The organism is uncultured Maricaulis sp. (assembly GCF_963976135.1).
In the GTDB taxonomy this organism is placed as follows: domain Bacteria; phylum Pseudomonadota; class Alphaproteobacteria; order Caulobacterales; family Maricaulaceae; genus Maricaulis.
In genome coordinates, this window is sequence record NZ_CAXBKN010000027.1 from 1 (window position 1) to 24,565 (window position 24,565).

25 protein-coding genes are annotated in these 24,565 nt (G+C 65.6%); all 25 read left to right on the top strand.

The annotated features are described in order from the left end of the window. Window positions 1-171: 171 nt before the first annotated feature. The 25 genes from AAC023_RS05490 (at window position 172) to AAC023_RS05610 (ending at window position 24,562) form a co-directional block, all read left to right on the top strand. Entirely contained in the window at window positions 172-807 is a 636-nt protein-coding gene (locus AAC023_RS05490; protein ID WP_339738958.1) for a DUF4760 domain-containing protein, read from the top strand. A 241-nt stretch (window positions 808-1,048) separates the two neighbouring features. Further along, on the top strand, window positions 1,049-1,465 hold the full coding sequence (locus tag AAC023_RS05495) for a phage major tail protein, TP901-1 family (protein WP_339738960.1): 417 nt from the start codon (window positions 1,049-1,051) through the stop codon (window positions 1,463-1,465). Further along, a complete protein-coding gene (locus tag AAC023_RS05500; protein ID WP_339738962.1) occupies window positions 1,465-1,728 on the top strand; it encodes a GTA-gp10 family protein in 264 nt (87 codons plus the stop codon). Before AAC023_RS05495 ends, AAC023_RS05500 begins: the two co-directional genes overlap by 1 nt. Continuing rightward, complete coding sequence (locus AAC023_RS05505; protein WP_339738964.1) at window positions 1,725-1,907, top strand: phage tail assembly chaperone; 183 nt, start codon at window positions 1,725-1,727, stop codon at window positions 1,905-1,907. Before AAC023_RS05500 ends, AAC023_RS05505 begins: the two co-directional genes overlap by 4 nt. Next, window positions 1,904-2,422, top strand: coding sequence for a phage tail tape measure C-terminal domain-containing protein (locus AAC023_RS05510; RefSeq protein WP_339738966.1), 519 nt, complete (start codon window positions 1,904-1,906; stop codon window positions 2,420-2,422). The genes AAC023_RS05505 and AAC023_RS05510 overlap by 4 nt, the downstream gene beginning before the upstream one ends. Continuing rightward, the gene (locus AAC023_RS05515) at window positions 2,419-3,042 is read left to right on the top strand and encodes a DUF2460 domain-containing protein (RefSeq protein ID WP_339738968.1); all 624 of its coding nucleotides are present in this window, start codon (window positions 2,419-2,421) and stop codon (window positions 3,040-3,042) included. The genes AAC023_RS05510 and AAC023_RS05515 overlap by 4 nt, the downstream gene beginning before the upstream one ends. 259 nt (window positions 3,043-3,301) lie before the next feature. Beyond that, entirely contained in the window at window positions 3,302-3,967 is a 666-nt protein-coding gene (locus AAC023_RS05520; RefSeq protein WP_339738970.1) for a DUF2163 domain-containing protein, read from the top strand. Beyond that, window positions 3,964-4,410 carry an NlpC/P60 family protein gene (locus AAC023_RS05525; RefSeq protein WP_339738972.1) on the top strand — a complete coding sequence of 149 codons (447 nt, stop codon included), beginning with the start codon at window positions 3,964-3,966 and terminating at the stop codon, window positions 4,408-4,410. The genes AAC023_RS05520 and AAC023_RS05525 overlap by 4 nt, the downstream gene beginning before the upstream one ends. After that, window positions 4,410-8,237: a glycoside hydrolase/phage tail family protein gene (locus AAC023_RS05530; RefSeq protein WP_339738974.1), complete on the top strand. Its 3,828-nt coding sequence runs from the start codon at window positions 4,410-4,412 to the stop codon at window positions 8,235-8,237. The genes AAC023_RS05525 and AAC023_RS05530 overlap by 1 nt, the downstream gene beginning before the upstream one ends. Before the next feature lie 65 nt (window positions 8,238-8,302). After that, window positions 8,303-9,193, top strand: a complete 891-nt coding sequence (locus tag AAC023_RS05535; RefSeq protein WP_339738976.1) for a J domain-containing protein — start codon at window positions 8,303-8,305, stop codon at window positions 9,191-9,193. A 70-nt stretch (window positions 9,194-9,263) separates the two neighbouring features. Continuing rightward, window positions 9,264-9,605: a PepSY domain-containing protein gene (locus AAC023_RS05540; RefSeq protein ID WP_339738978.1), complete on the top strand. Its 342-nt coding sequence runs from the start codon at window positions 9,264-9,266 to the stop codon at window positions 9,603-9,605. Window positions 9,606-9,613: 8 nt separating this feature from the next. Next, a complete protein-coding gene (locus tag AAC023_RS05545; RefSeq protein ID WP_339738980.1) occupies window positions 9,614-10,291 on the top strand; it encodes a response regulator transcription factor in 678 nt (225 codons plus the stop codon). Continuing rightward, on the top strand, window positions 10,288-11,667 hold the full coding sequence (locus AAC023_RS05550; protein WP_339738982.1) for a sensor histidine kinase: 1,380 nt from the start codon (window positions 10,288-10,290) through the stop codon (window positions 11,665-11,667). Before AAC023_RS05545 ends, AAC023_RS05550 begins: the two co-directional genes overlap by 4 nt. A gap of 60 nt (window positions 11,668-11,727) precedes the next feature. Then, window positions 11,728-13,086, top strand: a complete 1,359-nt coding sequence (locus AAC023_RS05555; protein WP_339738984.1) for a hypothetical protein — start codon at window positions 11,728-11,730, stop codon at window positions 13,084-13,086. A 57-nt stretch (window positions 13,087-13,143) separates the two neighbouring features. Continuing rightward, window positions 13,144-13,800: a DUF938 domain-containing protein gene (locus AAC023_RS05560; RefSeq protein WP_339738986.1), complete on the top strand. Its 657-nt coding sequence runs from the start codon at window positions 13,144-13,146 to the stop codon at window positions 13,798-13,800. Then, entirely contained in the window at window positions 13,800-14,288 is a 489-nt protein-coding gene (gene ccmE, locus AAC023_RS05565; protein ID WP_339738988.1) for a cytochrome c maturation protein CcmE, read from the top strand. Before AAC023_RS05560 ends, ccmE begins: the two co-directional genes overlap by 1 nt. 55 nt (window positions 14,289-14,343) lie before the next feature. Beyond that, window positions 14,344-15,579 (top strand): alpha/beta fold hydrolase, encoded by a 1,236-nt coding sequence (locus AAC023_RS05570; protein WP_339738990.1) that lies wholly within the window; start codon window positions 14,344-14,346, stop codon window positions 15,577-15,579. Between the two features lie 108 nt (window positions 15,580-15,687). Continuing rightward, complete coding sequence (locus tag AAC023_RS05575) at window positions 15,688-17,196, top strand: Do family serine endopeptidase (protein ID WP_339738992.1); 1,509 nt, start codon at window positions 15,688-15,690, stop codon at window positions 17,194-17,196. A gap of 16 nt (window positions 17,197-17,212) precedes the next feature. Next, window positions 17,213-17,884 (top strand): response regulator transcription factor, encoded by a 672-nt coding sequence (locus AAC023_RS05580; protein WP_339738994.1) that lies wholly within the window; start codon window positions 17,213-17,215, stop codon window positions 17,882-17,884. A 6-nt stretch (window positions 17,885-17,890) separates the two neighbouring features. After that, entirely contained in the window at window positions 17,891-19,327 is a 1,437-nt protein-coding gene (locus AAC023_RS05585) for a HAMP domain-containing sensor histidine kinase (protein WP_339738996.1), read from the top strand. 38 nt (window positions 19,328-19,365) lie between these two features. Then, entirely contained in the window at window positions 19,366-22,239 is a 2,874-nt protein-coding gene (locus AAC023_RS05590) for a bifunctional [glutamine synthetase] adenylyltransferase/[glutamine synthetase]-adenylyl-L-tyrosine phosphorylase (protein ID WP_339738998.1), read from the top strand. A 74-nt stretch (window positions 22,240-22,313) separates the two neighbouring features. Further along, window positions 22,314-22,925 (top strand): hypothetical protein, encoded by a 612-nt coding sequence (locus AAC023_RS05595; protein WP_339739000.1) that lies wholly within the window; start codon window positions 22,314-22,316, stop codon window positions 22,923-22,925. Window positions 22,926-22,953: 28 nt separating this feature from the next. Then, complete coding sequence (locus tag AAC023_RS05600) at window positions 22,954-23,619, top strand: RNA polymerase sigma factor (RefSeq protein ID WP_339739001.1); 666 nt, start codon at window positions 22,954-22,956, stop codon at window positions 23,617-23,619. After that, entirely contained in the window at window positions 23,616-24,017 is a 402-nt protein-coding gene (locus AAC023_RS05605; RefSeq protein ID WP_339739003.1) for a hypothetical protein, read from the top strand. The genes AAC023_RS05600 and AAC023_RS05605 overlap by 4 nt, the downstream gene beginning before the upstream one ends. Continuing rightward, a complete protein-coding gene (locus AAC023_RS05610) occupies window positions 24,014-24,562 on the top strand; it encodes a periplasmic heavy metal sensor (protein WP_339739005.1) in 549 nt (182 codons plus the stop codon). Before AAC023_RS05605 ends, AAC023_RS05610 begins: the two co-directional genes overlap by 4 nt. Window positions 24,563-24,565: the final 3 nt, after the last annotated feature.

Consider the following 24,565-nt stretch of genomic DNA (forward strand, 5'->3'; position numbering starts at 1 on the left):
AGTCTCAAGGACTCAATCCCGATGAACAACCTTATGAGAGTTCACAGCTAGGCGGTCTCATTCGTCTGCCTTTGCCGCCGCGTACGCCGGGGCCCCGTTCTGGGGCCCTTTTTTGTTGCCGGTCATCCGTTTCCCAGTCTAGGGTTGTGTCCTTGCAGTGGGGAGTTGCATTTGGCGGGCAATCTGTGGACCCGGATCTATGATCGCCGTTTCCATCTGGTCTGGATGGGCTGGCTGCTCATGCTCAGTGTCGCCGGCACGATCCTGACCGCCAAATATTGGGGTGAGCTGGGAAGTGCCCGCTACGATGTCATGGTGCTGGAAGTCCTCATCGTCTCCTTCTTTGCTGCCTTGTACGGTTACCGTCTTTCCTACCGCGCCGCGAGACTGGCCAATTCCTTCCAGCACATCGCCGTGCAGACGCGCGATGGCGATCTGATCCAGATGTTCGAGGAATTCCGCGTTGTCAGGCGCGAGCTGCAAGCCTCAAACGACAAACAGCCTCTTGATACCGATACGGTAGAAGCGGCCAAGCCAGTGAAGGTCGGCGAGCGCAAGGTCCGGCCGGCCGACGTGATCAAGAAGGTGTTCAATTATTATGAGGCGACGGCGATCGGCGTGAAACGCCACGCGCTCGACGAGCAGATGATCAAGAGCTGGTGGCGCAAGAGCTATATTCTCGACTGGATGGATTTTGCCGAATACATTCGCGCCAAGCGCAAGCGTGACCGTCTGCCGCGTCTGTTCATCGAGTATGAAAGCCTGGTGCGGCGCTGGGCGACCGAGGAGGAGCAGGGTCTGCTCTGACCGCGCGCGCCGACAAGATTGAATGATCAGCCGCCTTTCGGGGCGTTTTTTTGTGGCGGGGGCCGGGTGAGGCCGCACGCCAAATCCACACAACACTTTCCCCCGGAGGAGCGCAGCGAATTCCGGGGTCTGCCGGAGGGCGGTGATTGCTCTCCCGGCTCCGGCAGGCCCCGGCACAAGGCCGGGGGAAGAGGTGCTTGTTGTTTTTTGAACTCGAAACAGAAAACCGGAGGACCCACCCATGACCATCCAGTCCGGCAAGGACATACTCCTCAAGATCGGCGATGGCGGCGACCCGCAGAGCTTTGCGGCGGCGGCCGGTCTGCGCATGAAGACCATTTCGCTCAATGCCCGCAGCGTCGATGTCACCACGGCGGACAGTCCTGACGGCTGGCGCGAATTGCTGGCGGGGGCGGGGGTGAAGACCTGTTCGGTCTCCGGTGCCGGCGTGTTTGTCGATGCGGCCAGCGACGCGGCGGTGCGCCAGGCCTTTTTCGACCAGGCGGCGCGGGACTGGCAGATCGTGATCCCGGATTTCGGGGTGATCGAGGGGGCCTTCCTCGTCGCGGCGCTGGATTATTCCGGACGCCATGATGGCGAGGCGGCCTGGTCGATGACGCTGGCTTCGGCGGGCGTCCTGAGCTTTGGAGCGATCTGATGGCCAATCGCGCTCGCGGCGAAACCACGCTGGAGATCGGCGGGGTGACGCACACATTATGCCTGACGCTCGGCGCCCTGGCCGAGATCGAGGCGTTGTTCGAGGACGGGGTGAGGGTCGATGCCCGCAATCTCGTCACCGTGCTGGGCGTGCTGCTGCGCGGCGGCGGTTCGACCCTCACCGAGGCTGAATTGCGCGCGGCACCGCTCGATCCGCTGGCGGCGGCCGCGGCGATCTCCACCTGTTTCGAGACCGCGCTATGAGCCGGCCTGACTGGCACGCCGCCCTGCGTCTGGCAGCGCGGCTTGGCATCGCCCCGCGCGAATTCTGGCGCCTCAGCCTGATCGAATGGCGCGCCCTGGCAGGCGCCCATGATGCGCGGCCGTTGAGCCGCGCGGCGCTGCAAATCCTGATGGCCGATTATCCGGACAAAACCCCATGACCGATTTCACTGACCAGACCGAAAGCGCCGGCGAAGCCCTGGACGCGCTCGCTGATGGCCCTGCCGCGCGCGCCAGCCAGGCGATCGAGGCGGCCTTCGAGCGCACCGGCGAGACCATCGAGCGCGCCTTCGAGCGCGCCGCCCGCTCCGGCGAGACCTCATTCTCGCGTCTGACCGAAAGCATATTGCGCGATCTGGCGCGGCTGGCGGCGGAGCAATTGATCGAAAAACCGCTCTCCGGCGCGATCAATTCCGTGCTCTCCGGCCTGCCGCTGTTCGGCGCCCGCGCCGAGGGCGGGCCGGTCACCCCCGGCGGCGCCTATCTCGTCGGCGAGCGCGGACCGGAGCTCTTCGTGCCGCCCGGTGCCGGTTCCATCGCCGCCGCCGCCGGGCCCAACATCACCGTCAATCTGGCGCTGGGGCCGGGCGCGGATGCCCGCGCCGTCGAACAATCGCAGGCACGGATCTCCCGCGCCCTGGCCCGCGCCGTCGCCAAAGGGAGCCGTTATCTATGAGTGATTTTCACAACATCCGCTTTCCCTTCGCCGTCGCGATCGGCGCCGTTGGCGGCCCGCAAAGGCGCACCGAAATCGTCACCCTCATCTCCGGCCGCGAGGAGCGCAATTCGCCCTGGGCCGACAGTTTGCGCCGCTGGGATGCCGGCCCGGGCGTCAAATCGCTCGACGATCTCAACACCCTGATCGCCTTCTTCGAGGCACGCCGCGGCCGTCTGCACGGCTTTCGCTTCCGCGACCCGATCGATAACCGCTCCTGCGCGCCCTCGGCTGTGCCCTCCATGCTCGACCAGCTGATCGGCACCGGCGATGGCGTGACGACGGCGTTCCAGCTGGTGAAGACCTATGCCAGCGGCGCCGAGAGCTGGGCGCGCACCATTGCCAAGCCGGTCGAAGGCACGGTTGTGGTGGCCGTCGATGGCGTCGAGGCCGCAGTCTCCATTGATCACACCACCGGCCAGGTGAGCTTCGCGGCTCCGCCCGCCGATGGCGCCGCAATCACCGCCGGTTTCGCTTTCGATTGCCCCGTTCGCCTCGACACCGATCAGCTCGATATCGCGCTCGACGCGGTTGGCGCTGGTGAAGCGCCAAGCGTGCCGCTGGTGGAATTGAAGCTCTGACGCCCCGCGTTCTCTCTACAGAAGTTTCTCCAACAAAACCAAATTCTTGTCATCCCTGACGGATGGCCCGACTTGATCGGGCCGCAGGTCAGGGACCCAGACGCCCGACGCCAAATGCGCCAGCAGCGTGGGGGGATTTGCCCTTCACAAAGCTGGGCCAGCGATGCCGGGTCTGGGTCCCGGACTTGCGCCCGGATCGCTGCCGCGTCCGGGCATCCATCCGGGATGACAAGGGTATTTGCCCTGAAAGCTTTCCCCCATGCTCTCTATCCCCCCGGCGATGCAGGCATCGCTCGATGCCGGCGTGACGACCCATGCCTGGTGCTGGCGCGTGACCCGTACGGACGACGCCCAATTCGGCTTCACCGATCATGACCGCGATCTCGAATTTGACGGGTTGATCTATCGCGCCGGCAGCGGTTTTGGCGGCGCCGATATGGAGGCGACGCCGGGGCTGGCACCGTCGCAGGGCGATCTTGCCGGCGCGCTCGACAGCGAGGTGCTGACCGAGGCGGACCTGGCGGCGGGGCTCTGGGGCGGCGCGCGGGTGGAATGCTGGCGGGTGGACTGGTCGGATCCGGAATTGCGGGTGCTGGTTTCGACCGGCGAGCTGGGCGAGGTCCGCCGGCTTGACGGGGGCTTCGAGGCCGAGCTGCTCGGCCTGGCCCACCGGCTGGAGCGGGTCACCGGCCGTGTCTTCACGCGGCGCTGTGATGCGCAGCTGGGCGATGCGCGGTGCGGCGTTTCGCCGGAGCATCCCGACTTCGCAATCGGCTGCGATCAGCGTTTCGCCACCTGCCGTAACCGCTTCGCCAATACCGTCAATTTCCGCGGCTTTCCGCACATGGTCGGCAATGATTTGCTGCAGGCCTCGGCCGCCAGCGAAACGATCCGCGATGGCGGGTCGAGAGGACTGATCTCATGAAACGGACAATGAATTTGCGTAGCCGCGTCCTCGTCGAGGCGCGGCGCTGGATCGGCACGCCCTATCGCCATCAGGGCAGTTGCCTGGGGGCGGGGTGTGATTGCCTCGGCCTGGTGCGCGGTATCTGGCGTTCGCTCTATGGCGATGAGCCGGAAACGCCGCCCGCCTACACGCCCGACTGGGCCGAGCGCCATGGCGGCGAGAGCCTGCTCGAGGCGGCGCAGCGGCATCTGGTCGAGATTGATATCCGCAATGTCAAACCGGGCGATGTCCTGCTCTTCCGGCCCGAGCTGAAAGGCCCGGCCAAGCATTGCGCCATCGTTTCGGGACCGACCGGCATCATCCACGCCTATTGGGGCCGCAGCGTTGCCGAGACCGCGCTGTCGCATTGGTGGCAGCGGCGGCTGGTGGCGGCCTTTGCCTTCCCTGAAAGGGCGCGCTGATGGCACAGCTTGTGATGACGGCCGGGCGCGCCGGGCTCTCAGCCCTGCAGGCGGCCGGGCCGGCGCTGGCCAATGCGGCGGCGACTATCGCGGTCAATGCGCTGATCGGCGGGCCGCGCCGCGAGGGTCCGCGCCTGCCGGAAATCCCCGTCCAGACCTCGAGTGATGGCGCAGCAATGGCGCGCATCTGGGGCCGGGCGCGCATCGCCGGCCAGGTGATCTGGGCCTCGCGCTATCTGGAACACGCCGTCAAGACCTCGAGCGGCGGCAAGGGCGGCGGGCCGAGCCAGGTCGATTACAGCTATTCGATCAGTTTCGCGGTCGGGCTGTGCGAAGGCGAGATTGCCGGGATCGGCCGCGTCTGGGCCAATGGCGCGCTGCTCGACACCTCCGGTCTGGCGATGCGGGTCCATACCGGCCGCGAGGATCAGCTGCCCGACGCCCTGATCGAGACCATTGAGGGCGGCGCGGCGCCGGCCTTTCGCGGCACGGCCTATGTCGTGTTCGAGGATTTGCCGCTGGATGAATTCGGCCATCGCATCCCCAATTTTTCCTTCGAGATCTTCCGCCCGCTGCGCGATGGCGTGCAGCTGGAGGACCGCGTTGAAGGCGTCAATCTCATCCCCGGTTCGGGCGAATTTGCCTATGCGCCCGAGGCGGTGATGCGCGTGCTCGGGCCGGGGCGCGAGACGGCGGAGAACCGCAATAATGGCCGCGGCGTTTCTGACTTTATCGCGGCGATCGACGATCTGGAACGCGATCTGCCCAATTGCCGTTCGGTGCAGCTGGTGGTGTCCTGGTTTGGCGATGATCTGCGCTGCGGCGTCTGCCAGATCCGCCCCGGCGTCGAGACGCGTGACAAGGTCACGCGGCCGCTGGTCTGGTCGGTGGCGGGCGAGGATCGCGCCTCGGCCTGGATGGTGAGCACGCTGGATGGCCGGCCCGTTTATGGCGGCACACCCGACGATAGCAGCATCATCGCCGCCATCACCGAGCTCAAGGCGCGCGGTTTTTCCGTCACGCTCTATCCTTTCATTCTGATGGACATCCCCGCCGGCAATGGCCTGCCCGATCCCTGGGGCGGAGACGGGCAGGCCGTCTTTCCCTGGCGCGGGCGCATCACCTGCCACCCGGCGCCGGGCATGGGCGGCACAGTCGATGAGAGTGCCGCTGCCGAGGCGCAGCTCGCGAATTTCTTCGGCATGGCGTCGGCGGGCGATTATGCCGTCTCCGGCGGGACGGTGAGCTATTCCGGTGCGGCCGAATGGGGGCTCAACCGTTTCATCCTGCATTGCGCCGCCCTGGCCCAGGCTGCCGGCGGGGTCGATGGTTTCCTGATCGGCTCGGAAATGGCGGCGCTGACCATTGTGCGCGGGGCGGGCGGCAGCTATCCCGCCGTGACGGCATTGCGGACACTGGCCGGTGAGGCGCGGGCCCTGCTCGGACCGTCGACGCAAATCTCCTATGCCGCCGACTGGACCGAGTATTCCGGCCATCAGCCCGGCGGCGGGGCGAAGCTTTTCCATCTCGATCCGCTGTGGAGCGATGCCAATATCGATGCGGTGGCGATCGACTGGTATGTGCCGCTGTCTGACTGGCGCGATGGCGAGGAGCATCTCGATGCCGCGCTCGCTTCCGGTCCGCATGACCGCGATTACCTCGCCTCCAATATGGCGGCTGGCGAGGGCTTTGACTGGTATTACGCCAGCGAAGCGGATCGTGAGGCCCAGATCCGGACGCCGATTGTCGACGGTGCCCATGGCGAGGACTGGATCTGGCGCTACAAGGATCTGGTCAGCTGGTGGAGCGAGCCGCATCACGACCGGCCCGGCGGTGTACGCTCGGCGAGCCCGACCGGCTGGGTGCCCGGGTCCAAGCCAGTCTGGCTGACCGAGGTGGGCTGTCCCGCCGTCGACAAAGGCGCCAATCAGCCCAATGTGTTTGTTGATCCGAAAAGCTCGGAGAGCCATTTGCCCTGGTTTTCCGGTGGCGCGCGGGATGACCTGGTGCAGCGGCGCTATCTGGAAGCCATGCTGGCGCACTGGAGCGGCGGTGCGGCGGCCAATCCGGTCTCCTCCATCTATCACGCGCCGATGGTGGCGACCGGTCGCATCCATGTCTGGGCCTGGGATGCGCGGCCCTGGCCGGACTTTCCCGCCCGCAGCGAGGTCTGGTCCGATGGTGCCAACTGGACGCTGGGGCATTGGCTCAACGGGCGGGCCGGGCAGGTGCCCGTGGCCGCCATTATCGCGGAGATTTGCGCGGATGCCGGGCTGGACGCGTTTGATGTTTCGGCGGTCGATGACCTGGTCTCCGGCTATGTCGTGGCGCAAGCGGTGACGGCGCGCGCGGCGCTGGAACCGCTGATCGGCGTGCTCGGGATTGATGCCCTGCCGCGCGCCTCGGCGCTGTGCTTTGCCTCCGCCGGCGCCGCAATGGCACAGCTTGTCCTGGCCGAGTCAGTGCAACCCGAACACGGCCCGGCGACCGAGCGGCTCGACCCGTCAGTCTTCGACATGCCGCGCGAGCTCAGTCTCGATTTCATTGATGATGCCGCCGATTACCGGCCCGGCCATGCGGTTGCGCGTGGCCTGTTCGAGACGGTGCGGGCGGAGGCCCTGTCGGCGCCATTGCTGGCGGACCCGCATCTGGCCCGGAGCTGGTGTGCGCAGGCACTGGCGGAGCACGAGGCGCGTCCGGCCCGGCTGGCCCTGCATCTGCCGCCCTCGGCCCTGGCATTGGAGGCCGGTGACGGGGTGAGGCTGGATGGCGCGCTGTGGCGGGCCGAAACCCTTGATGGCGGCGCTGTGCGCCAGGCCGGACTGAGACCGCCGCGGCTTCGCGCCGGGGTCTGGCAGGGCTCGACCGCCGGGGCTGGTGCACCCCTGCCGCCGCCGGCCCGGCCGCAATTGATCGCGCTCGACCTGCCGCTCGATGGGCGCGAAGCCGGCCCGCGCGGTGGTGTCTTGCTCGCCGGCTTTGCCGATCCCTGGCCGGGCGCGCTCGATGTCTTCGCCGGGAGCGGTGAGGGCGGATGGGAAGGGCGGTGCCGATTGCGGCAGCCGGCGCGGATCGGCGTGCTGCTTGGTGATCTGGCGCCGGGACCGGTGGGCTATTGGGATGAGGCCGCGAACGTCGAGATCGAACTGGCCGGCGGCGAGCTGGCGAGCCTGACGCGTGAGGCCGTGCTCAATGGTGCCAACCGGATGGCGGTCTCACAGGGCGATGACGCCTGGGAGATCGTGCAATTTGCCGGCGCCGAGCTGACCGGGGCGGGCCGCTATCGCCTGTCCGGATTCCTGCGCGGGCAGGGCGGAACCGCTTCCGACGGGGCGCTGGCCGGTGCCGTCTGTGTCGTGCTGGACGAGGCGCTGAGTGTGCTGCCACTGCTTGAACATGAATATGGTATTGCGCTCGAGCTCCGCGCCGTCGCGGCGGGCCTGGGCGCTGAGCATGCCCAGGCTGGCGTCCTCGATGTGACCGGCGAGCAATATGATCTGTGGCCATTGGCCCCGGTCCATGTACGGGTCCGTCGCGCCGGCGGCATGGTGACGGTGAGCTGGGTGCGGCGCACACGGGTGGGCGGCGATGACTGGCGCGCCGCCGATGTGCCGCTCGGCGAGACCGCCCAGGCCTACCGGCTGGAGGTGCTGCTGGACGATGCTGCCGTGTTGAGTGTCGAGACGGCAGAACCGCAATGGTCGATCAGTGAGACGGAGCTGGCGGCGCTGCTGGGCGGCCTGCCGGCGGCGCTCGACTTGCGTCTGGCGCAAATCTCGTCCCGGACCGGGCCAGGGCGCTGGGCAGCCCGCAGCCTGCCCCTGTGAGCCGGGCTTTGCGATCTGCGGCAAAGCCCCTTACATGAAGCCTGATATGAGCTGATGGCGTGGGCATGGACGATCCTTATAAAATCCTTGGTGTGGCGAAGACGGCGACGGCGGACGAAATCCGCAAGGCCTATCGCAAGCTGGCCAAGGCGCTGCACCCTGATGCCAATCCTGACAACAAGGCGGCCGAAGAGCGTTTCAAGAACGTCTCCCAGGCTTTCAAACTCCTGTCCGACCCGAAAAAGCGGGCCGAATATGATGCCGGCCAGCGCGCCGGTTTCGGTCATGGCATGGGCGCGGGCCAGGGCATGGGTGCCGGGGCAGGCGGACCGTTCAACTTTCGCCAGACGCGGCAGAATAATCGCGGTTTCGACGATATTTTCTCCGACCTGTTCACCGATTTCGGTGCCCAGGCCCGCGAAGCACCGCGCAAGGGAGCCGATGTGCGCCAGACCCTGACGATTGATTTCCTCGCTGCGGCCAGCGGCGGCAAGCACCGCGTGACGCTGCCCGGCGGCCGGGCGGTCGAGGTCGCGGTGCCCTCCGGCGCCGCTGACGGTCAGGTGTTGCGGCTGCGCGGTCAGGGCCAGACCCCGCCGGGCGGCGGCCAGGCGGGCGATGCGCTGATCGAGATCAGGATCGCCGATCACCGGCATTTTTCGCGCGATGGCGATGATGTGAGGCTGGAATTGCCGGTGACACTGACCGAAGCGGTGCTGGGCGCCAAGGTCCGCGTGCCGACGATTGACGGACCGGTCGTGCTGCAAGTGCCGCCGGGCTCGAGCAGCGGCAGCCTGCTGCGATTGCGCGGCAAGGGTTTTGCCAGCGGCAAGGGCAAGCGGGGCGACCAGATTGTCCGGCTCGTGGTGGCGCTGCCACAACAGGACGAGGCGCTGCGGACGTTTTTGCAGACCTGGCGCCCGGCTTCGGGCTATGATCCACGCAAGGGCCTGTAGTTCGAAGATGAGTGCAGGATAAGGCAGTCGTTCAGCCCGGGTTCAGGGCGGCTGCGTCACATAGAGTGCCATGTTGAGAACACTGATCATAATTGCTGCAGCCTTCACCGCCCTCGGCGTGCCGGCTGTAACGCAGGCCGAGGCCGAAAGTCTGGAATGGACCCAGGGCCGCGATATGCGAGACCGCTATACGCCGGGCGAGGCCCGCGTTCAGCGCGAGCAGGGCAATCTGGTGCCGGCGATCCGTGTGATCGGTGAAGTGCGGCGGCTCTACCCCGACGCGGAAGTGCTTGACGCCGAACTCGTGCGTGGCAGCCAGCCGCGCTATATCGTCAAGATATTGACCGCCGACGGCCGCCGGATTGATGTGGTGGCAGATGCCCGCACGGGCAATATACTGTCGGAACGATAGGAAAAATCATGCGCGCTCTGATTATTGAAGACGATCCGGATCTCAATCGCCAGCTCTGCCGGGCGCTCGAGGATACCGGTTATGCGGTGGATACCGCGCTCGATGGCGAGGATGGTCATTTCCTCGGCGATACCGAGCCTTATGATGTCGTCGTGCTCGACCTTGGCCTGCCCAAGCTGGACGGCGTGAGCGTTCTGGAACGCTGGCGCAATGATGGCCGCGATTTTCCGGTCCTGATTCTCACGGCGCGCGATCGCTGGAGTGAAAAGGTCGCCGGCTTCGACGCCGGTGCCGATGATTATCTGACCAAGCCTTTCCATACCGAGGAATTGCTGGCGCGGCTGCGGGCGCTGACGCGGCGCGCGGCCGGTCATTCGACCTCGACGATTGAATGCGGTGGCCTGTCGATCGATACGCGCGGCGCGCGTGTCTTCATCGAGGGCAGCCCGGTGAAGGTGACCTCACATGAATTCCGCATGCTGAGCTATCTCGCCCATCATCAGGATCGCGTCATCTCGCGCACCGAACTGGTCGAGCATATCTATGACCAGGATTTTGACCGCGACAGCAATACGATCGAGGTCTTTGTCGGACGCCTGCGCAAGAAAATCGGCCAGGACCGGATCGAAACGGTTCGTGGTCTCGGTTACCGCCTGGTCGAACCGGTGACCCCACCCGTCTCGTGACCTCGCGCGTCTCCCTTGCCTTCCGGCTGTTTGCCGGCGCGGCGGCCTGGGCGCTGGCATTGCTGCTGGTTGGCGCGATCGCATTGAGCACGCTGTACCAGCGCTCTGTCATCCGCACACTGGACGATCGTCTGACCAGTATCGTCGGCGCCCTGGTGGCGGCGGCGGAGACCAATGCGGATGGCGCGGTGGCGCTGGCACGGCGCCCGTCCGATCCCGCCTATGGCCGCGTCTTCTCCGGCCGCTACTGGCAAATCGTTGATGCCGCGCAGAGTGGCGAGGACAGCATACTCATCGTCTCACGCTCCTTGTGGGACGAGACGCTTGCGGCCTCGCAGGGCTTGCGCAACCGGGCCCAGGCTTCTCCGGGACAGATTGTCACCGGGCGTGCCAAGGGGCCTGCCGGCGAACCCTTGCGCGTGGTTGCCCAGGCCGTGCTCCTGCCGGACCGCGAGGGTGTCGTGATCATGATGGCCGGCGAGGACAGGCGGCCTGCTGATCGCGATGTCCGCAATTTCGCCATTACCTCGGCCGTGCTGCTGCTCGGTTTCGCGGCCGCGATCGCGGCCGGCGTCTTCTTCCAGGTCCGGATCGGTCTCGCGCCGGTCTTGCGCATGCGCAATAGTGTCGCCGATGTCCGCGAAGGGCGTAGCGAACGCGTCGATGGCCAGTTTCCCACCGAGCTGCAACCGCTGGCCGATGAGCTCAATGCCATGCTCGATCATTCGCGCGAGCTGGTCGAGCGATCACGCACCCATGTCGGCAATCTGGCGCATGCCCTGAAAACCCCGATTGCCGTCCTGACCAATGAAGCGCGCGAGGCGGGTGATGATTTTGGCGATCTGGTCGGGCGGCAGACCGCCATCATGGCCGAACAGGTCGATCATCATTTGCGGCGGGCCCGCGCGGCGGCGCATGCCAAGGCGATCGGTGCCCGCACGGAAGTCAGCTCCACCGTCAGCGACCTCGCCCGCACCCTGACCAAAATCTACGCCCGGCGTGGCATTGCAATCGATACGGCACTGGCTGACGGTCTGTTTTTCCGGGGCGAACGCCAGGACCTTGAGGAAATGGTCGGGAATCTGATGGATAATGCCGGCAAGTGGGCCGAATCGCGCGTCCTGGTCACCGCGCGCCAGGGCGGCGAACGCGGGCTCGAACTCCTCATTGAAGACGACGGACCCGGCCTCGACGCGGCTGGTTGCGAGAGCGCGCTACAACGTGGGGTGAGGCTCGACGAAAAAGCACCCGGATCCGGCCTGGGTCTCGCAATCGTTTCGGATCTCGCAAAGGCTTATGATGGCGGGGTTATTCTGTCTCGGTCCAGTCTTGGCGGCCTCTGCGTGCGTCTGACTTTGCCTGCCACGGCACGCTAAAGCGGCGTTAACCTGAACTGTTGAATACTCGGCCTCATTAACCATGGTCTGTATTGTCGAATGGCTCTCCTTTCGCCGGGAAAACGAATCAAACTGGAGGCGCTCTGGCGCAGCATGCCGCCACGGGTGCGTACCGGCTTGTATGGGGCGGCGCAGGCCGCTGCGGCGGCGGATCCGGAATCCCAGGGCCTGCTCGATGTTTTCAACGAGCTTGAAGCCCTCATGGGGGAGCCGGCCGGCGATCTTGCCAAGGCTTACCTGTTTGAACCCCTGCGCGCGCTGACCGCCGAGCCGAATTCGGTGCCGCCGTCGAAATACCGCTTCAGCCCGGACAATCTCAGCAAGATATGGGGCTGGCTTGGCCGGCAGATCGCCAAGGAACTGGTCGAGGAAGTGCGCAAGTGCCGCAAGCCCGGCAGCGATCCGGTCTGGAATGACTACCGGTGCGATGCTGCGGCGGCCCTGGCCGAGGCGGTGGCGCGGGCGGATCGCGTCCCCAAGGATATGACGGCGCTGGACAAGCGGTTCGGCCCCGATTGCCGCTCCATGCTGCACGACGCGGTCGATCTGCTCAAATTCAACGAACGCATTGCCGCGGCGATGGTGGATATTCCCGCCGTCGTTGATGATTTTGATCCGGAGCTTTGCGAACTGGTGCGGGCACAGCATGAGCAATTATTGGCTGAGGCTCCGGAGTCCGCCGTCTGGCTGCTATTGCTGGTCATGGGACGGCTGACCTCGCCCTGGCAGATCTTCCGCGTCGTCGAGAAGATCGGACGGCGCGGCGATGATCTCGTTGTCTCCAAGACCGAGCTGGCGGCGATCGGCGATACCGTCCTTGCCGATACCGGTTTCTACGCCGGAAAGCTGAAACATCCGCCAGCCAACATGGCCGAGGCACAAGACTATTTCGAGACATTTGAGCGCTATGTCGGCTATTCAACCGGCATGGTACAGGAATTCGGCATCCGCAAGGATGGCCGCTGGGGCCGTTCCCTGTTCGGCCTGCGCGCCGAGGCCTCGACCAATGTCGAGAAGGTGATGGAAAAAGTGCCGCTGGCGCTCGACACCGGATTGCCCGAACCGCGTCGCGGCCGCAGTGGCCGTATTATCCCGGCGCAATTGCCGCCGACGGCAGCGATCGAGCGTGCCACCGGATTGTTGTACTTCCTCTTTCGCGCGCGTGAGCACGCCAATGCGGCGGCGATCGCGAGTGCACAGAAGCGAATCTATGAGCAGGCCGAGCGGCGCATGCAGGAGGCCGGCAAGATGCTGGTGGATCTGGTCGCCGACAGTTCGGGGCAGGCCCGTGTCAGCGCCGAGGAATGCCTGGCCATTGTCGCCAATCTGCTCGATGCCGCCGGCAGTACGGAATCGGCTGGATTGCTGCGCCGGCGCGGTATTGCCGCCGCGGCATAGCGTCCCGGTGCGCAAGCCAGGCTTGCCATCTTCACCCGGCACCCCTAATTCGCCTTCATGACCGACACTTCTCCACCCGAGATCGCGCTCGAAGCGCGCCAGTCTCAAGCGGCACGGCTGTTCTCGCCCAGCGCCGCGCGCAATCGCGACGCGATCGGCGATTTGCTGGCCGGCTTGCTGCCGCCATCGGCCCGCGTGCTGGAGATCGGGTCGGGGACGGGTGAGCATGCGGTGTCGGTCTGTCAGCGCCGGCCGGATATCGACTGGCAGCCGAGCGACCCCGATGCCGCGTCCCGCGCCAGCCAGAATGCCTGGGCCGCCGAGGCAGCGCCGAATATGCGCCCCTCCCTCGATCTCGACCTGACCCGTCCGGGCTGGGCTGCGAAGCTGGAGGGCTTTGATGCCCTGGTCTGCCTGAATGTGATCCATATCGCGCCCTGGGCTGTGGCCGAGGCGATAGCGGCGGCAAGTCAGACTTTGATTGCCGATGGCGGGCTGGTCTATCTCTACGGACCCTATCTGGAGGGAGCGGGGACGGCGCCGTCCAATCTCGATTTCGACCGCTCGCTCAAATCGCGCAATTCTTCATGGGGTGTGCGCGCGCGCGCCGATGTCGAGGCCCTGTTCGGCGCGGCCGGCTGGGATGCGCCGGAACGCCATGAGATGCCGGCCAATAATCTCTCCCTTGTCTTTCGCCGCCGGAGCTCATTTTGATGCGTCATCGCAATCGCCGCCTGGCTACAATCGCGCTGTCCGCGCTCGTACTGGTCGCGGCTGTGGCGCTGGGCCTGTTTGCGCTGCGCGATGCGGTGGTCTTCTTCTACAGCCCGAGCGAAGTCGCCGCGGCGCCACCGGCGGCCGGCGAGCGGGTCCGGGTTGGTGGTCTGGTGCTGGAGGACTCGATCGACACGTCCGGCGCCGATAGCGCGGCCGCATTTGCCATCACCGACCGGGTCGAGACCGTCAATGTGACCTATCGCGGCATATTGCCCGACCTGTTCCGCGAAGGTCAGGGCGTGATTGCCGAAGGCCGGTTCCGCCCTGATGGTGTCTTCCAGGCCGAGACCGTGCTGGCCAAGCATGATGAGACCTATATGCCGCCGGAAGTCGCCGAAGCCTTGCGCGAGGCGGGCGTTTGGCAGGGCGATGAGGCCGCCGGGGCGGCGGATCAAGAAGACGTGACTGCTCCGCCACAGCAATAGGTTTGGCGTTGCCGCTCGCGGCCCCTATCTCTGTTCACAAGACAGGGAGAAATGCATGGCCAGATCTGAACGCGTTGAATTTCCAGGAGCCCTTGGTGAGAGCCTTGCCGCCCGGCTGGAAACCCCCGACGGGACGCCGCGCGCCTATGCCCTGTTTGCGCATTGCTTCTCCTGCTCCAAGGACATCCACGCCGCCAGCCGGATTTCGCGCCGCCTGGCGCAGGCCGGCTTTGCCGTGCTGCGATTCGACTTCACCGGGCTGGGACAGTCCGAGGGTGATTTCGCCAACACCAATTTTTCCTCCAATATCCAGGACCTGGTGAAGGCCGGCGAATTTCTCGCCGGGCGCTATGAAGCGCCGGCCCTGATGGTCGGGCACAGCCTTGGCGGCGCGGCGGTGATCGCGGCGGCGAGACATCTGCCCTCGGTGCGCGCGATCGCCACGCTGGGGGCACCGGCCGATGCCTCGCATGTGCGCCAGGCCTTCCACCCCGACATTGCCGAGATCGAAGCCAAAGGCGCGGCTGAGGTGATGCTGGGCGGACGTCCCTTCTGTATCCGCAAGCAATTCCTCGAGGATATCGAGGGCCACTCACTGGAAGATGCCGTCGCCGCGCTCAAGCCCGCCCTGCTGATCGCGCACTCTCCGACCGACAATATCGTCGGCGTCGAGAATGCGACGCGACTCTTCCGGGCCGCGCGGCATTCGCGCAGCTATCTCGACCTCGACGGCGCCGATCACCTGCTCGGCGATCCGGACGATGCCCGCCATGCGGCTGATGTGATTGCCGCCTGGTCGCAGCGCTATATCGGCGCGGACCAGACCGCCGGGGATGATCGCGCCGCACCGCCGGCCCCGGCCGAGGAGGGCTCGGTCGTGGTGCGTGAAACCGGGCAGGGGCCCTATGCCAATCACGTCGTCATCGGCAAGCATGTCATGATCGCCGACGAACCGGCCGATCTCGGTGGCGGTGACCGCGGCCCGGGCCCCTATGGCTTCCTCAATGCCGCGCTGGGCAGTTGTACCTCGATCACGCTGCGCATGTATGCGACGCGCAAATCCCTGCCGCTCGACCGTGTCACGGTCACGGTGCGCCACCGCAAGGGCGAAGCCGAGGGCCATGAGGGCAAGATCGATATCTTTGATCGCGCCATCCGCCTTGAGGGAGATCTCGACGCGGCCCAGCGCCAGCGCCTGCTGGAAATCGCCGACAAATGCCCCGTCCACCGGACATTGCACGGGCCGGTTTTGGTGCAGACGCGTGAGGAAAACGGGTCCGCTGAAACATGACGGGTTAGTTACCGGTTGTAATGTTATTGTAATGTTTGGGAAACGCCGGCGACAGATCCTTCCTGCTTAATCTGGCCCCGGCTCGAACAAGAAAGGTCTGTCTTACCCATGTTGTCAGTTTCCAAAATCCGTCGTCTTGGCGGGGTTTCCGTTCTGGTCCTTGCCGCACTCGCTGCCGGTTCCCTGCTCAATCAGTCCATCGCTCCGGCGCATGCGATGCAGGCAATCTCGGAGCCCAATTTCGCGGCGGCCATTCCAACCGGCGCCCCGATGTCCTTTGCCGACCTGATCGAGCATGTCAGCCCGGCTGTCGTGACAATCCAGGCCAGCTCGACGCCCGAAGAGGTGGCCGCCGGTGTCGACCTTGAAAACATGCCGCCGCAAATGCGCGAATGGCTCGAACGCCAGTTCGGCGGCCGCGCGGCGCCGCAACCTTCCCAGCCCCGCCAATCGCTCGGTTCAGGCTTCTTCATTTCGGCCGATGGCTATCTGGTCACCAATAATCATGTCGTCGACGGCGCCACCGAGATCACCATTGGCACTGCCGGCGGCGAGACCTATCCGGCCCGCGTCATCGGGCTCGATCCGCAGACCGATCTGGCCCTGCTCAAGGTCGATGAAGAGATCGAATTTCCCTTCGTCACGCTCGAGGATGAGCCGCATTACCGCGTTGGCGACTGGGTCGTCGCGGTCGGCAATCCCTTTGGCCTCGGCGGCACGGCGACCGCCGGCATCATCTCGGCTACCGGGCGCGAGATCGGCAATTCGAACTATAATGATTTCCTGCAGATCGACGCGCCGATCAATCGCGGCAATTCCGGCGGCCCGACCTTCAGCCTCGACGGCAAGGTGGTCGGGGTGAATTCGCAGATCTTCTCGCCGACCGGCGGCAGTGTCGGGATCGGTTTCGCTATTCCCTCCGATGTCGCGGCCCGCGTCGTGACCGCCCTGCGCGAGAACGGCCATGTGTCGCGCGGCTGGCTCGGTGTCGGCATCCAGAATGTCACCGAGGATATTGCCAGCGCGATGGGGCTTGAAGCCTCGACCGGTGCGATTATCAGCTCGGTTGTCGCGGGCGGCCCGGCTGACCAGGCCGGTTTCGAGCGCGAGGATGTAGTGCTGGAAGTCAATGATAACAGCGTCGAGAATTCACGCGATCTGACCCGCCGCATTGGCGAGTTCTCGTCGGGCACCGAGGTGCGTTTCCGCATCCTGCGTGATGGCCGCGAGCGGACATTGCGCGTCGAACTGGGTGAACGCCCCGATGACACGACGCTGAACCAGCTGCCAAGCCGGGAACAGGCCGAGGCGAGCGTCGATGTATTCGGCATGAGCCTGTCGCCACTGACCGATGAAGTGCGTGACGGCCGCGGCCTGCCTGCCGGCACGGTTGGCCTGGTGATCGAAACCCTCGAACCGGGCGGTGAGGCGGCCCGCAAGGGTCTGTCGCGCGGCGATATCATTCTCGAGGCTGGTGGCCGCGCTGTCGGCACGACTGAAGCCCTGAGAGACGCAATCAATGCGGCCCGGGCAGGCAATCGCAATGCGATCCTCCTGCTCGTCGAGACCCAGGTCGGCCAGCGCTATATCGCGCTCCAGCTCGGCGAAGCCGAATAACCGGAAGGACCAGTCCATGCGTATCCTGATTGTCGAAGACGACCGCGAAGCGGCGAATTACATTCGCAAGGGTCTGCGTGAATCCGGCCATGTGGCCGATCACGCTCCCGATGGCGAAGAGGGGCTGGAAATGGCCCGTGCTGCGGAATACGACGTGCTCGTCGTCGACCGGATGATGCCACGCATGGACGGGTTGACCATGGTCGCCGCCCTGCGGGCCGACAATATCCGCACCCCGGTGCTGATCCTGTCAGCCCTCGGCGAGGTCGATGATCGCGTCGAGGGGCTGAAGGCCGGCGGTGATGACTATCTGGTCAAGCCCTATGCCTTTGCCGAATTGCTCGCCCGCGTCGAGGCCCTGGCCCGGCGCCGCGACCCCGACGCCGTCAAGACCCGGCTGGTGGTGGGCGATCTGGAAATGGATCTCCTCGCCCGCAAGGTTGTGCGCGGCGAGGAGGAAATCCTGCTGCAGCCGCGCGAATTCCGCCTGCTGGAATTCCTGATGAAGCATTCCGGCCAGGTGGTGACACGCACCATGTTGCTCGAGAAGGTGTGGGACTATCATTTCGACCCCCAGACCAATGTGATCGATGTCCATATCTCGCGCCTGCGCTCCAAGATCGACAAGCCCTTCCCGCGTGCATTGCTGCACACGGTGCGCGGGGCCGGCTATCGCTTGCAGGCATGATCGCCCGTGAATAATCGCGGCGCCGCCTTTCTCAGAACAACGGCCTTCCGGCAGACCCTCCTGTCGGCTGGCCTGTTCGCCCTGTCGAGTTTCGTCATCCTCGCCTTCGTCTATGTGGCGTCGGCCGGGATGATGATGCGCCGTGCCGACGAGGCGGTCTATGAAGAAATGGAAGCGCTTGAAGCGCGCTTCCAGGTCGGCGGCATTCGCGACATCAACCGCTATATCCTGCAGCGCACCGTCGGCGGGGGTGCCGATTATCTCTACTTGCTGGTGCACCCATCCGGGCGTGCCCTGTCAGGAAATCTGTCGGGTCTGCCCGATGTTCAGCCCGATGATGAGGGGCGTCTGCAATTCACCTATCGGCGGCCCCCCGCTGGCGGCACCACCGAAACCGACAAGGATGACCGGGCCGGGCGCGGCCGCATTATCGAACTGCCCAGCGGCTATCGATTGTTTGTCGGCCTCGATGTCGATGAGGAAAACCGCCTCGTCGGGCGCATGCTCAATACGATTTTGGCCGCCTCGGCGCTGGCGCTCGCCCTGGGCGTGGCGGCCGGCATTTTCGTCAGCCGACGCTTTGTGCGACGGCTTGATGGCATCAATGCCGTGGCCCGCAGCGTCAAGGCCGGCGATCTCAAACGCCGCGCCCCGCGCAATTTCACCGGCGATGAGCTCGACGAATTGTCGGAAAACTTCAACGCCATGCTCGACCGGGTCGAGGCGCTGATGCATCGCATGCGCCATACCGGCGACAGTATTGCCCATGATCTGCGCACGCCGCTGACGCGCATGCGCAACCGGCTTGATGAGGCCCTGCGCGAGGATGGTGATATCGAGGCGCGCGAGCAGGCGCTGGAACGTGCCGTCGCCGACACCGATGAATTGCTCGGGATTTTCAACGCCATTCTCAGCCTTTCACGGCTGGAAGCGGGCGAGAGCCGCAGTGCCATGTCGCGGCTCGATCCGGCGGAAATCGCCATCGACCTCGCCGAGCTCTACCAGCCGGTCTGCGAGGATGAGGGCCTGTCCTTTGACAGCGAAGTCCAGCAGGGCCTGCGGATGATGGGGGATCGCGGACTGCTCTCCCAGGCGCTCGCCAATCTGCTCGACAATGCCGTCAAATATACACCCTCCGGCGGCGCGGTGGCACTGCGCCTGCGCCAGACTGCCGATGGCCTGATCGAGTTTTCCGTCACCGATACCGGCCCAGGCGTGCCCGAGGCTGATCGTGAGCGCGTGGTCCAGCGCTTCGTCCGGCTCGATAATTCCCGCACGCTGCCGGGGTCGGGGCTCGGCCTGTCGCTGGTGCAGGCGATCAGCGACATCCATAATGGGGTGTTCCGGATCGAGGAAGGTCCCGGCCTCGTTGATGGCGAGCACGGGCCGGGCCTGCGGGCCTCGCTGAGCTTTCCCGCGGCCGCGAAAGAGAGCAAGGCATAGGGCTTCCCCCGGCCGGGCAATCACGCCAGTTTGAGCCCATGTCTGACGCGCTGCCACTCCTTCATCACCAGCTTCCACCCTTGCCGGGGTCCAGCGCCGGGCAGTGCGACCACATATTCGCCAGCCTGCCGGCAGCGGCGCAGGCTGCGACCGGGCCGGCGCGGCTTTTTCTCGACAGTGTTTTTGCCGCCGCACCCTATCTGGGACGTCTGGCCCAGCGGCGACCTGAAGGGCTGGCCGCCTGCACGCAGCAGAGCCCGCAAGCCCGGCTGGACCAGGCCATTGCCGACGTCATCGACGCGGGGGCGGAAACCCCCGATATCGCCAGCCTCGATATGGCCTTGAGGCGCGCCAAGGCAGATATGCACTTGCTCGTCGCGCTCGCCGATCTCGCCGGGCGTTGGGACGCCGGTGACGTCACCGCCGCCGTCAGCCGCTTCGCCGACGCGGCGGTGCAGGCGGCCCTGCTGGGCCATGTCCGTTTCGCGGCGGCGGCCGGACGGACCTTGCCTGTGGCGGATGCGGCCAATCCTCTGCCGGGCCTTTTCGTCTTTGCCCTCGGCAAGATGGGCACGGGCGAGCTCAACTATTCTTCCGATATCGATCTGGTCGCCTTGTTTGATGCGGACGCGCTGCGCATGCCGGCTGACGAGGAGCCGCGCAAGCGCCTGCCGCGATTGCTGCAGGCCATCGTGCGGACGCTCCAGGACGTCACCGCCGATGGCTATGTCTTCCGCACCGATCTGCGGCTGCGCCCGGACCCGGGTTCGACCCCGGTGGTCCTGTCGACGGATGCGGCACTGAATTATTATGAATCCTTCGGCCAGACCTGGGAGCGGGCGGCCTGGATCAAGGCCCGCTATTGCGCCGGCGATGCGGTGGCGGCGCAGGACTATCTTGACCAGATGCAGCCCTTCATCTGGCGCCGGGCGCTGGATTTCGCAGCGATCGAGGATATTCGCGGCCTCGCCCGCCAGATACAGACCGTCGGGCGTCGCGGTGAAATCCAGCCCGCCGGGCATGATCTCAAGCTCGGGCGCGGTGGCATCCGCGAGATCGAATTCTTCGCCCAGGTGCCCCAATTGGTGTTTGGTGGCCGCGATCCCAGCGTGCGGATCTCGCCGACCCTGAAGGCGCTTGCGGCGCTGGAGGCGCGCGGCGTCGTCGATGCCGCAACCGTGCAGTCCCTGAGCGCGGATTATCGCAGTTTGCGTTCCTGGGAACACCGCATCCAGATGCGCCAGGACGAACCGAGCCAGACCCTTCCCGTGCGCGATGCCGATCGCCGCCATGTCGCGGCAATGGCCGGCTATGGCGATCTCGCCGCCTTCGATGCCGAGGTCGAGGCGCTGCTGCGCCGGGTGCATGGTCATTTCTCCGACCAGTTCGAGGATGATGCCTCGCTCTCCTCACAGGCGGGCACCCTGGTCCTCACCGGGGTCGAGCCAACCCCGGACACGCTGGCAACGCTGGAAAAACTCGGTTTCCAGCATCCCGGCCAGGTCTGGAAGCGGCTCAATGGCTGGGCCGGGGGCAAGGTGCGCGCCACGCGCAGCCCGCGTGCCCGGACGCTGCTGGCGCAGATCGCGCCGCGCCTGGTCGATATCATGGCGGCGACCGGCGAGCCCGATGCCGCCTTTGTCCGCTTCGCGGCCTTTTATGAAAACCTGCCCATGGGTGTGCAGCCACTTTCCCTGTTGATGAATGAGCCCGGCCTGGCGGCGGACCTGATTTCGATTCTGACTATCGCACCGCGCATGGCGGCCGATCTGGCACGCCGGCCCGACATGCTTGATGTCATGCTGGACAACCGGTTTTCGGTGCCGCTGGCCCAGGACCCGCCGGATGATTTCAGAAACCGTCTCGGCGCGATGGTGACGGCCTGTGACAGTTATGAAGGGGCGCTCAATGCGGCCCGGCGTCTGGTGCGCGAAGAGCGTTTCCGGGTTGGCACCCAGATCGTGCGCGGGGCGGCCGACGCGCAGACGGCCGGTGCCGCCTATTCCTCGATCGCCGATGCGGCGATCGAATTCATGGCGCAGGCCGCCGAGCGCGAAACGGCGCGGCGCTCCGGCGCTATGCCCGGCCGCTATGCCGTGCTCGGTCTGGGCAAGCTGGGCGGGCGCGAGCTGGCGGCCGATTCCGATCTCGACCTGATGATTGTGTATGATGGCGACGAGACCGCCCAGACCTGGTTTTCACGCTTCGCCCAGCGTCTGATCAGCGCCCTGTCTGCACCGACCGAGGAGGGCGAACTCTATGAGGTCGACATGCAATTGCGGCCATCGGGCAAGGCCGGGCCAGTTGCCGTTCGGTTGGCACGCTTCGGCCAGTATTATTTCGACGAGGCCTGGACCTGGGAATTGATGGCGCTGACGCGGGCACGTGTGATCGCCGGCGATGGCGGGGTCAATGATGATCTGATCGCTGCCATTGACGCAGCACTGACGCGGGCGCGGCCGCGCGAGCGTGTGCTGGCCGACGCGCGCGAAATGCGCCAGCGTCTCGAGGGCGCCCGCCCGGCCCAGAGTGAATGGGATATCAAGAGCCGCGTCGGCGGATTGCAGGATATTGAGTTCATCGTCCAGACCCTGCAGCTGATCGCGGCACCGGATGGTCAGGTGATCCATCATTCCACGGCGGCGGCGCTGGCGTCGCTGGCAGGGTCCGGAGAGATGGCGGGCGAGGACGCCGTCTTTCTCAGCGATACGGTTCATCTCTATCTGGGTATCGCGCAATTGCTGCGCGCCACGCACGGGACAGGTTTCGATCCGGCCGGCGCCAGTGCCGGCTTCACCCGCAGCCTGGTTGCGATGGCCGGGGTTGAGGATCTGGACGCCCTGCGGGCCGTTCTCGAGGCCCGCTGTGAAAAGGTGCGGGCATTGTTTGAGCATTATCTGCGCGCGGTGTGAAAAATCCGCGACGGATTCCCCTGCGCCCGGCGTTGAAGGGGCAAGCGAGGACGCTGACAAACAGGATTATTCCGATGAAAAAATCTATGCTCACAATACTGCTAGCCGGATCGGCCATGATCATGGCCGGTGCAGCTGCCAATGCCCAACCCGGTCGCGGTGGCCATGACGGCCCCGGTCGTCACGGCGAACGTGGCGGTACGATGATGCTGCGTCTGGCCGACGCCAATAGCGATGGCTCGGTCACGCAGGCAGAAGTCGATGCCCTGCAGTCTGACATGTTCGAGTGGATGGATCGCAATGGCGATGGCTATCTCGATGCGGCCGACCAGTCGCCAATCCGCCAGCGTATGCGGGCGATGCATGAGGCGCGCGCTGCTGACCGGCCTGAAGGCGAGGAGGCTCGTTCCATGCGTCGTGGCCATCGTGGTGAACGGGGTGATCGTGCCGAACGCGGTGACCGTGCCGAACGTGGTGGACGCGGTAATCGCGGGCCAAGAGGCGAGGACGGCTTGCGCCGTGCCGACACCGATGGTGATGAGCGCATCTCCCGCGCCGAATTCCTCGGCATGGAACGCGCTGGTTTCAGCCGGCTTGACCAGGATAGTGACGGCGTCGTCACACCGGCCGAGCTGGACGCTGCCGCAGACGCGCGTCATGATCGCCGTCGCTGGTGGCGTAACTAGTGTCTTTGCCATGTTTGACGGGCGCGGAATGGCAAATGAACCCCGGATCGCGAATGATCCGGAGGTATTCCGCACCCGCAACATGGCGACAGACATGAGGCCTGACGAGACCGACGAGGCGCTGATGGCGCGGATTGCCGATGGTGATCGCGCCGCCGCCGCGGAGTTGATGCGGCGGCGTTTGCCGCGCATCGTCGGTCTCGCACACCGCATGCTCAATGATGCCGCCGCGGCGGAAGATGTCGCCCAGGAAACCTTTATTCGCGTCTGGAAAGCCGCCGCGAACTGGCAGCCGGGCCGCGCCCAGGTCTCGACCTGGATGAGCCGGATCGCGATCAATCTCTGCCATGATCGCCGCCGCAAGCATCGCGAAGTCCTGCCGGAAACCCTGCCGGATCGCCGCGATCCGGGACTGGACCAGGAGGGTATTCTTGTGCGCGCCGAGACCGAAAACCGGGTCGCCGAGGCGATGCAGGAATTGCCCGAGCGGCAAAGACAGGCAATGGAGCTCGTGCATTTCCAGGAAATGAGCAATATCGATGCGGCGGACATCCTGTCGGTCAGTGTCGAAGCCCTTGAATCCCTGCTCGCGCGGGGGCGGCGCAATCTTCGATCCATCCTGATCGGGGAAGCCGCAGACCTGATGTCGGGCTATCGGGCCCCGCATCCACCGCAGACAGGTACAGAGCCATGACAGAAGAGCGATTTCACCAGATCCTGAGCGCCTATGGCGCCAATCCGCAACGCTGGCCATCGGCCGAACGCGCGCAGGCCGAGGCTTTTGCAGCGCGCCATCCCGAGCAATTGGCTGATGCTCTGGCCGCCGAGGCTGAGCTCGATACGCTGTTGGGAACAGCCGGGCGCCAGCCGGGCGATCTGCTCCAGCGCCGTATTCTGCGCGATCTCCCGGTGCCTGTCGTGTGGAACTGGCAAGCGCCGATGGCCGCCGCGGCAGCCCTGGTGCTGGGTGTCTTGCTCGGCTTTTCCAGCGGTGCCCTGATCACACCGACCGATGAGGTCGAGACTTATTATGCCGATGCCTTCACGGGTCTGGATGAGGACTGGGTGGACTGGCTGGGAGGAGACGCATGAGATCGCCCACACCCTGGATTGCAGCCCTGCTGGTCTCCGTCCTGTTGAATGGTGCCCTGATCGGCTTTCTCGCTCACCGCAGCGCCGACGGTCCGTCCTGGCGCGGGCATCCTGAATCTGCCCGTATGGATGGACCCCCACCGCATGGCGGATCGATGTCATCCGGCTTTGATGTGCGTGGTTTCCTCGGTGCCCTGCCGGAGGCCGAGCGCCAGCAGGCCAGCGAGCAATTGCGCGCAAATATGGAAAGCATGCGCGAAATTGGCCGCGAGGCTTTCGCGGCCCGGCGTGAGGCGGATATGGTGCTGGCCGCTGACCCTTTCGATCCGGAAGCGGCCCAGCTCGCATTGCAGCGCGTGCGCGAAATTCGCCTCGACTTCGAAGCGCGGATGGAGTCGTCCCTGATCGAGGTTATGGCTGGACTGGATCCCGAAGTGCGTGCTGCGGCGCTGGAGGCCGGCAGACGCGGCTCATTCCGTGAGCGCCGGCGCCGCGGTGACAGGGCGCGCCCCGACGAAGGGCGGCATCAGGGGCCGGGCCGGTAGCAG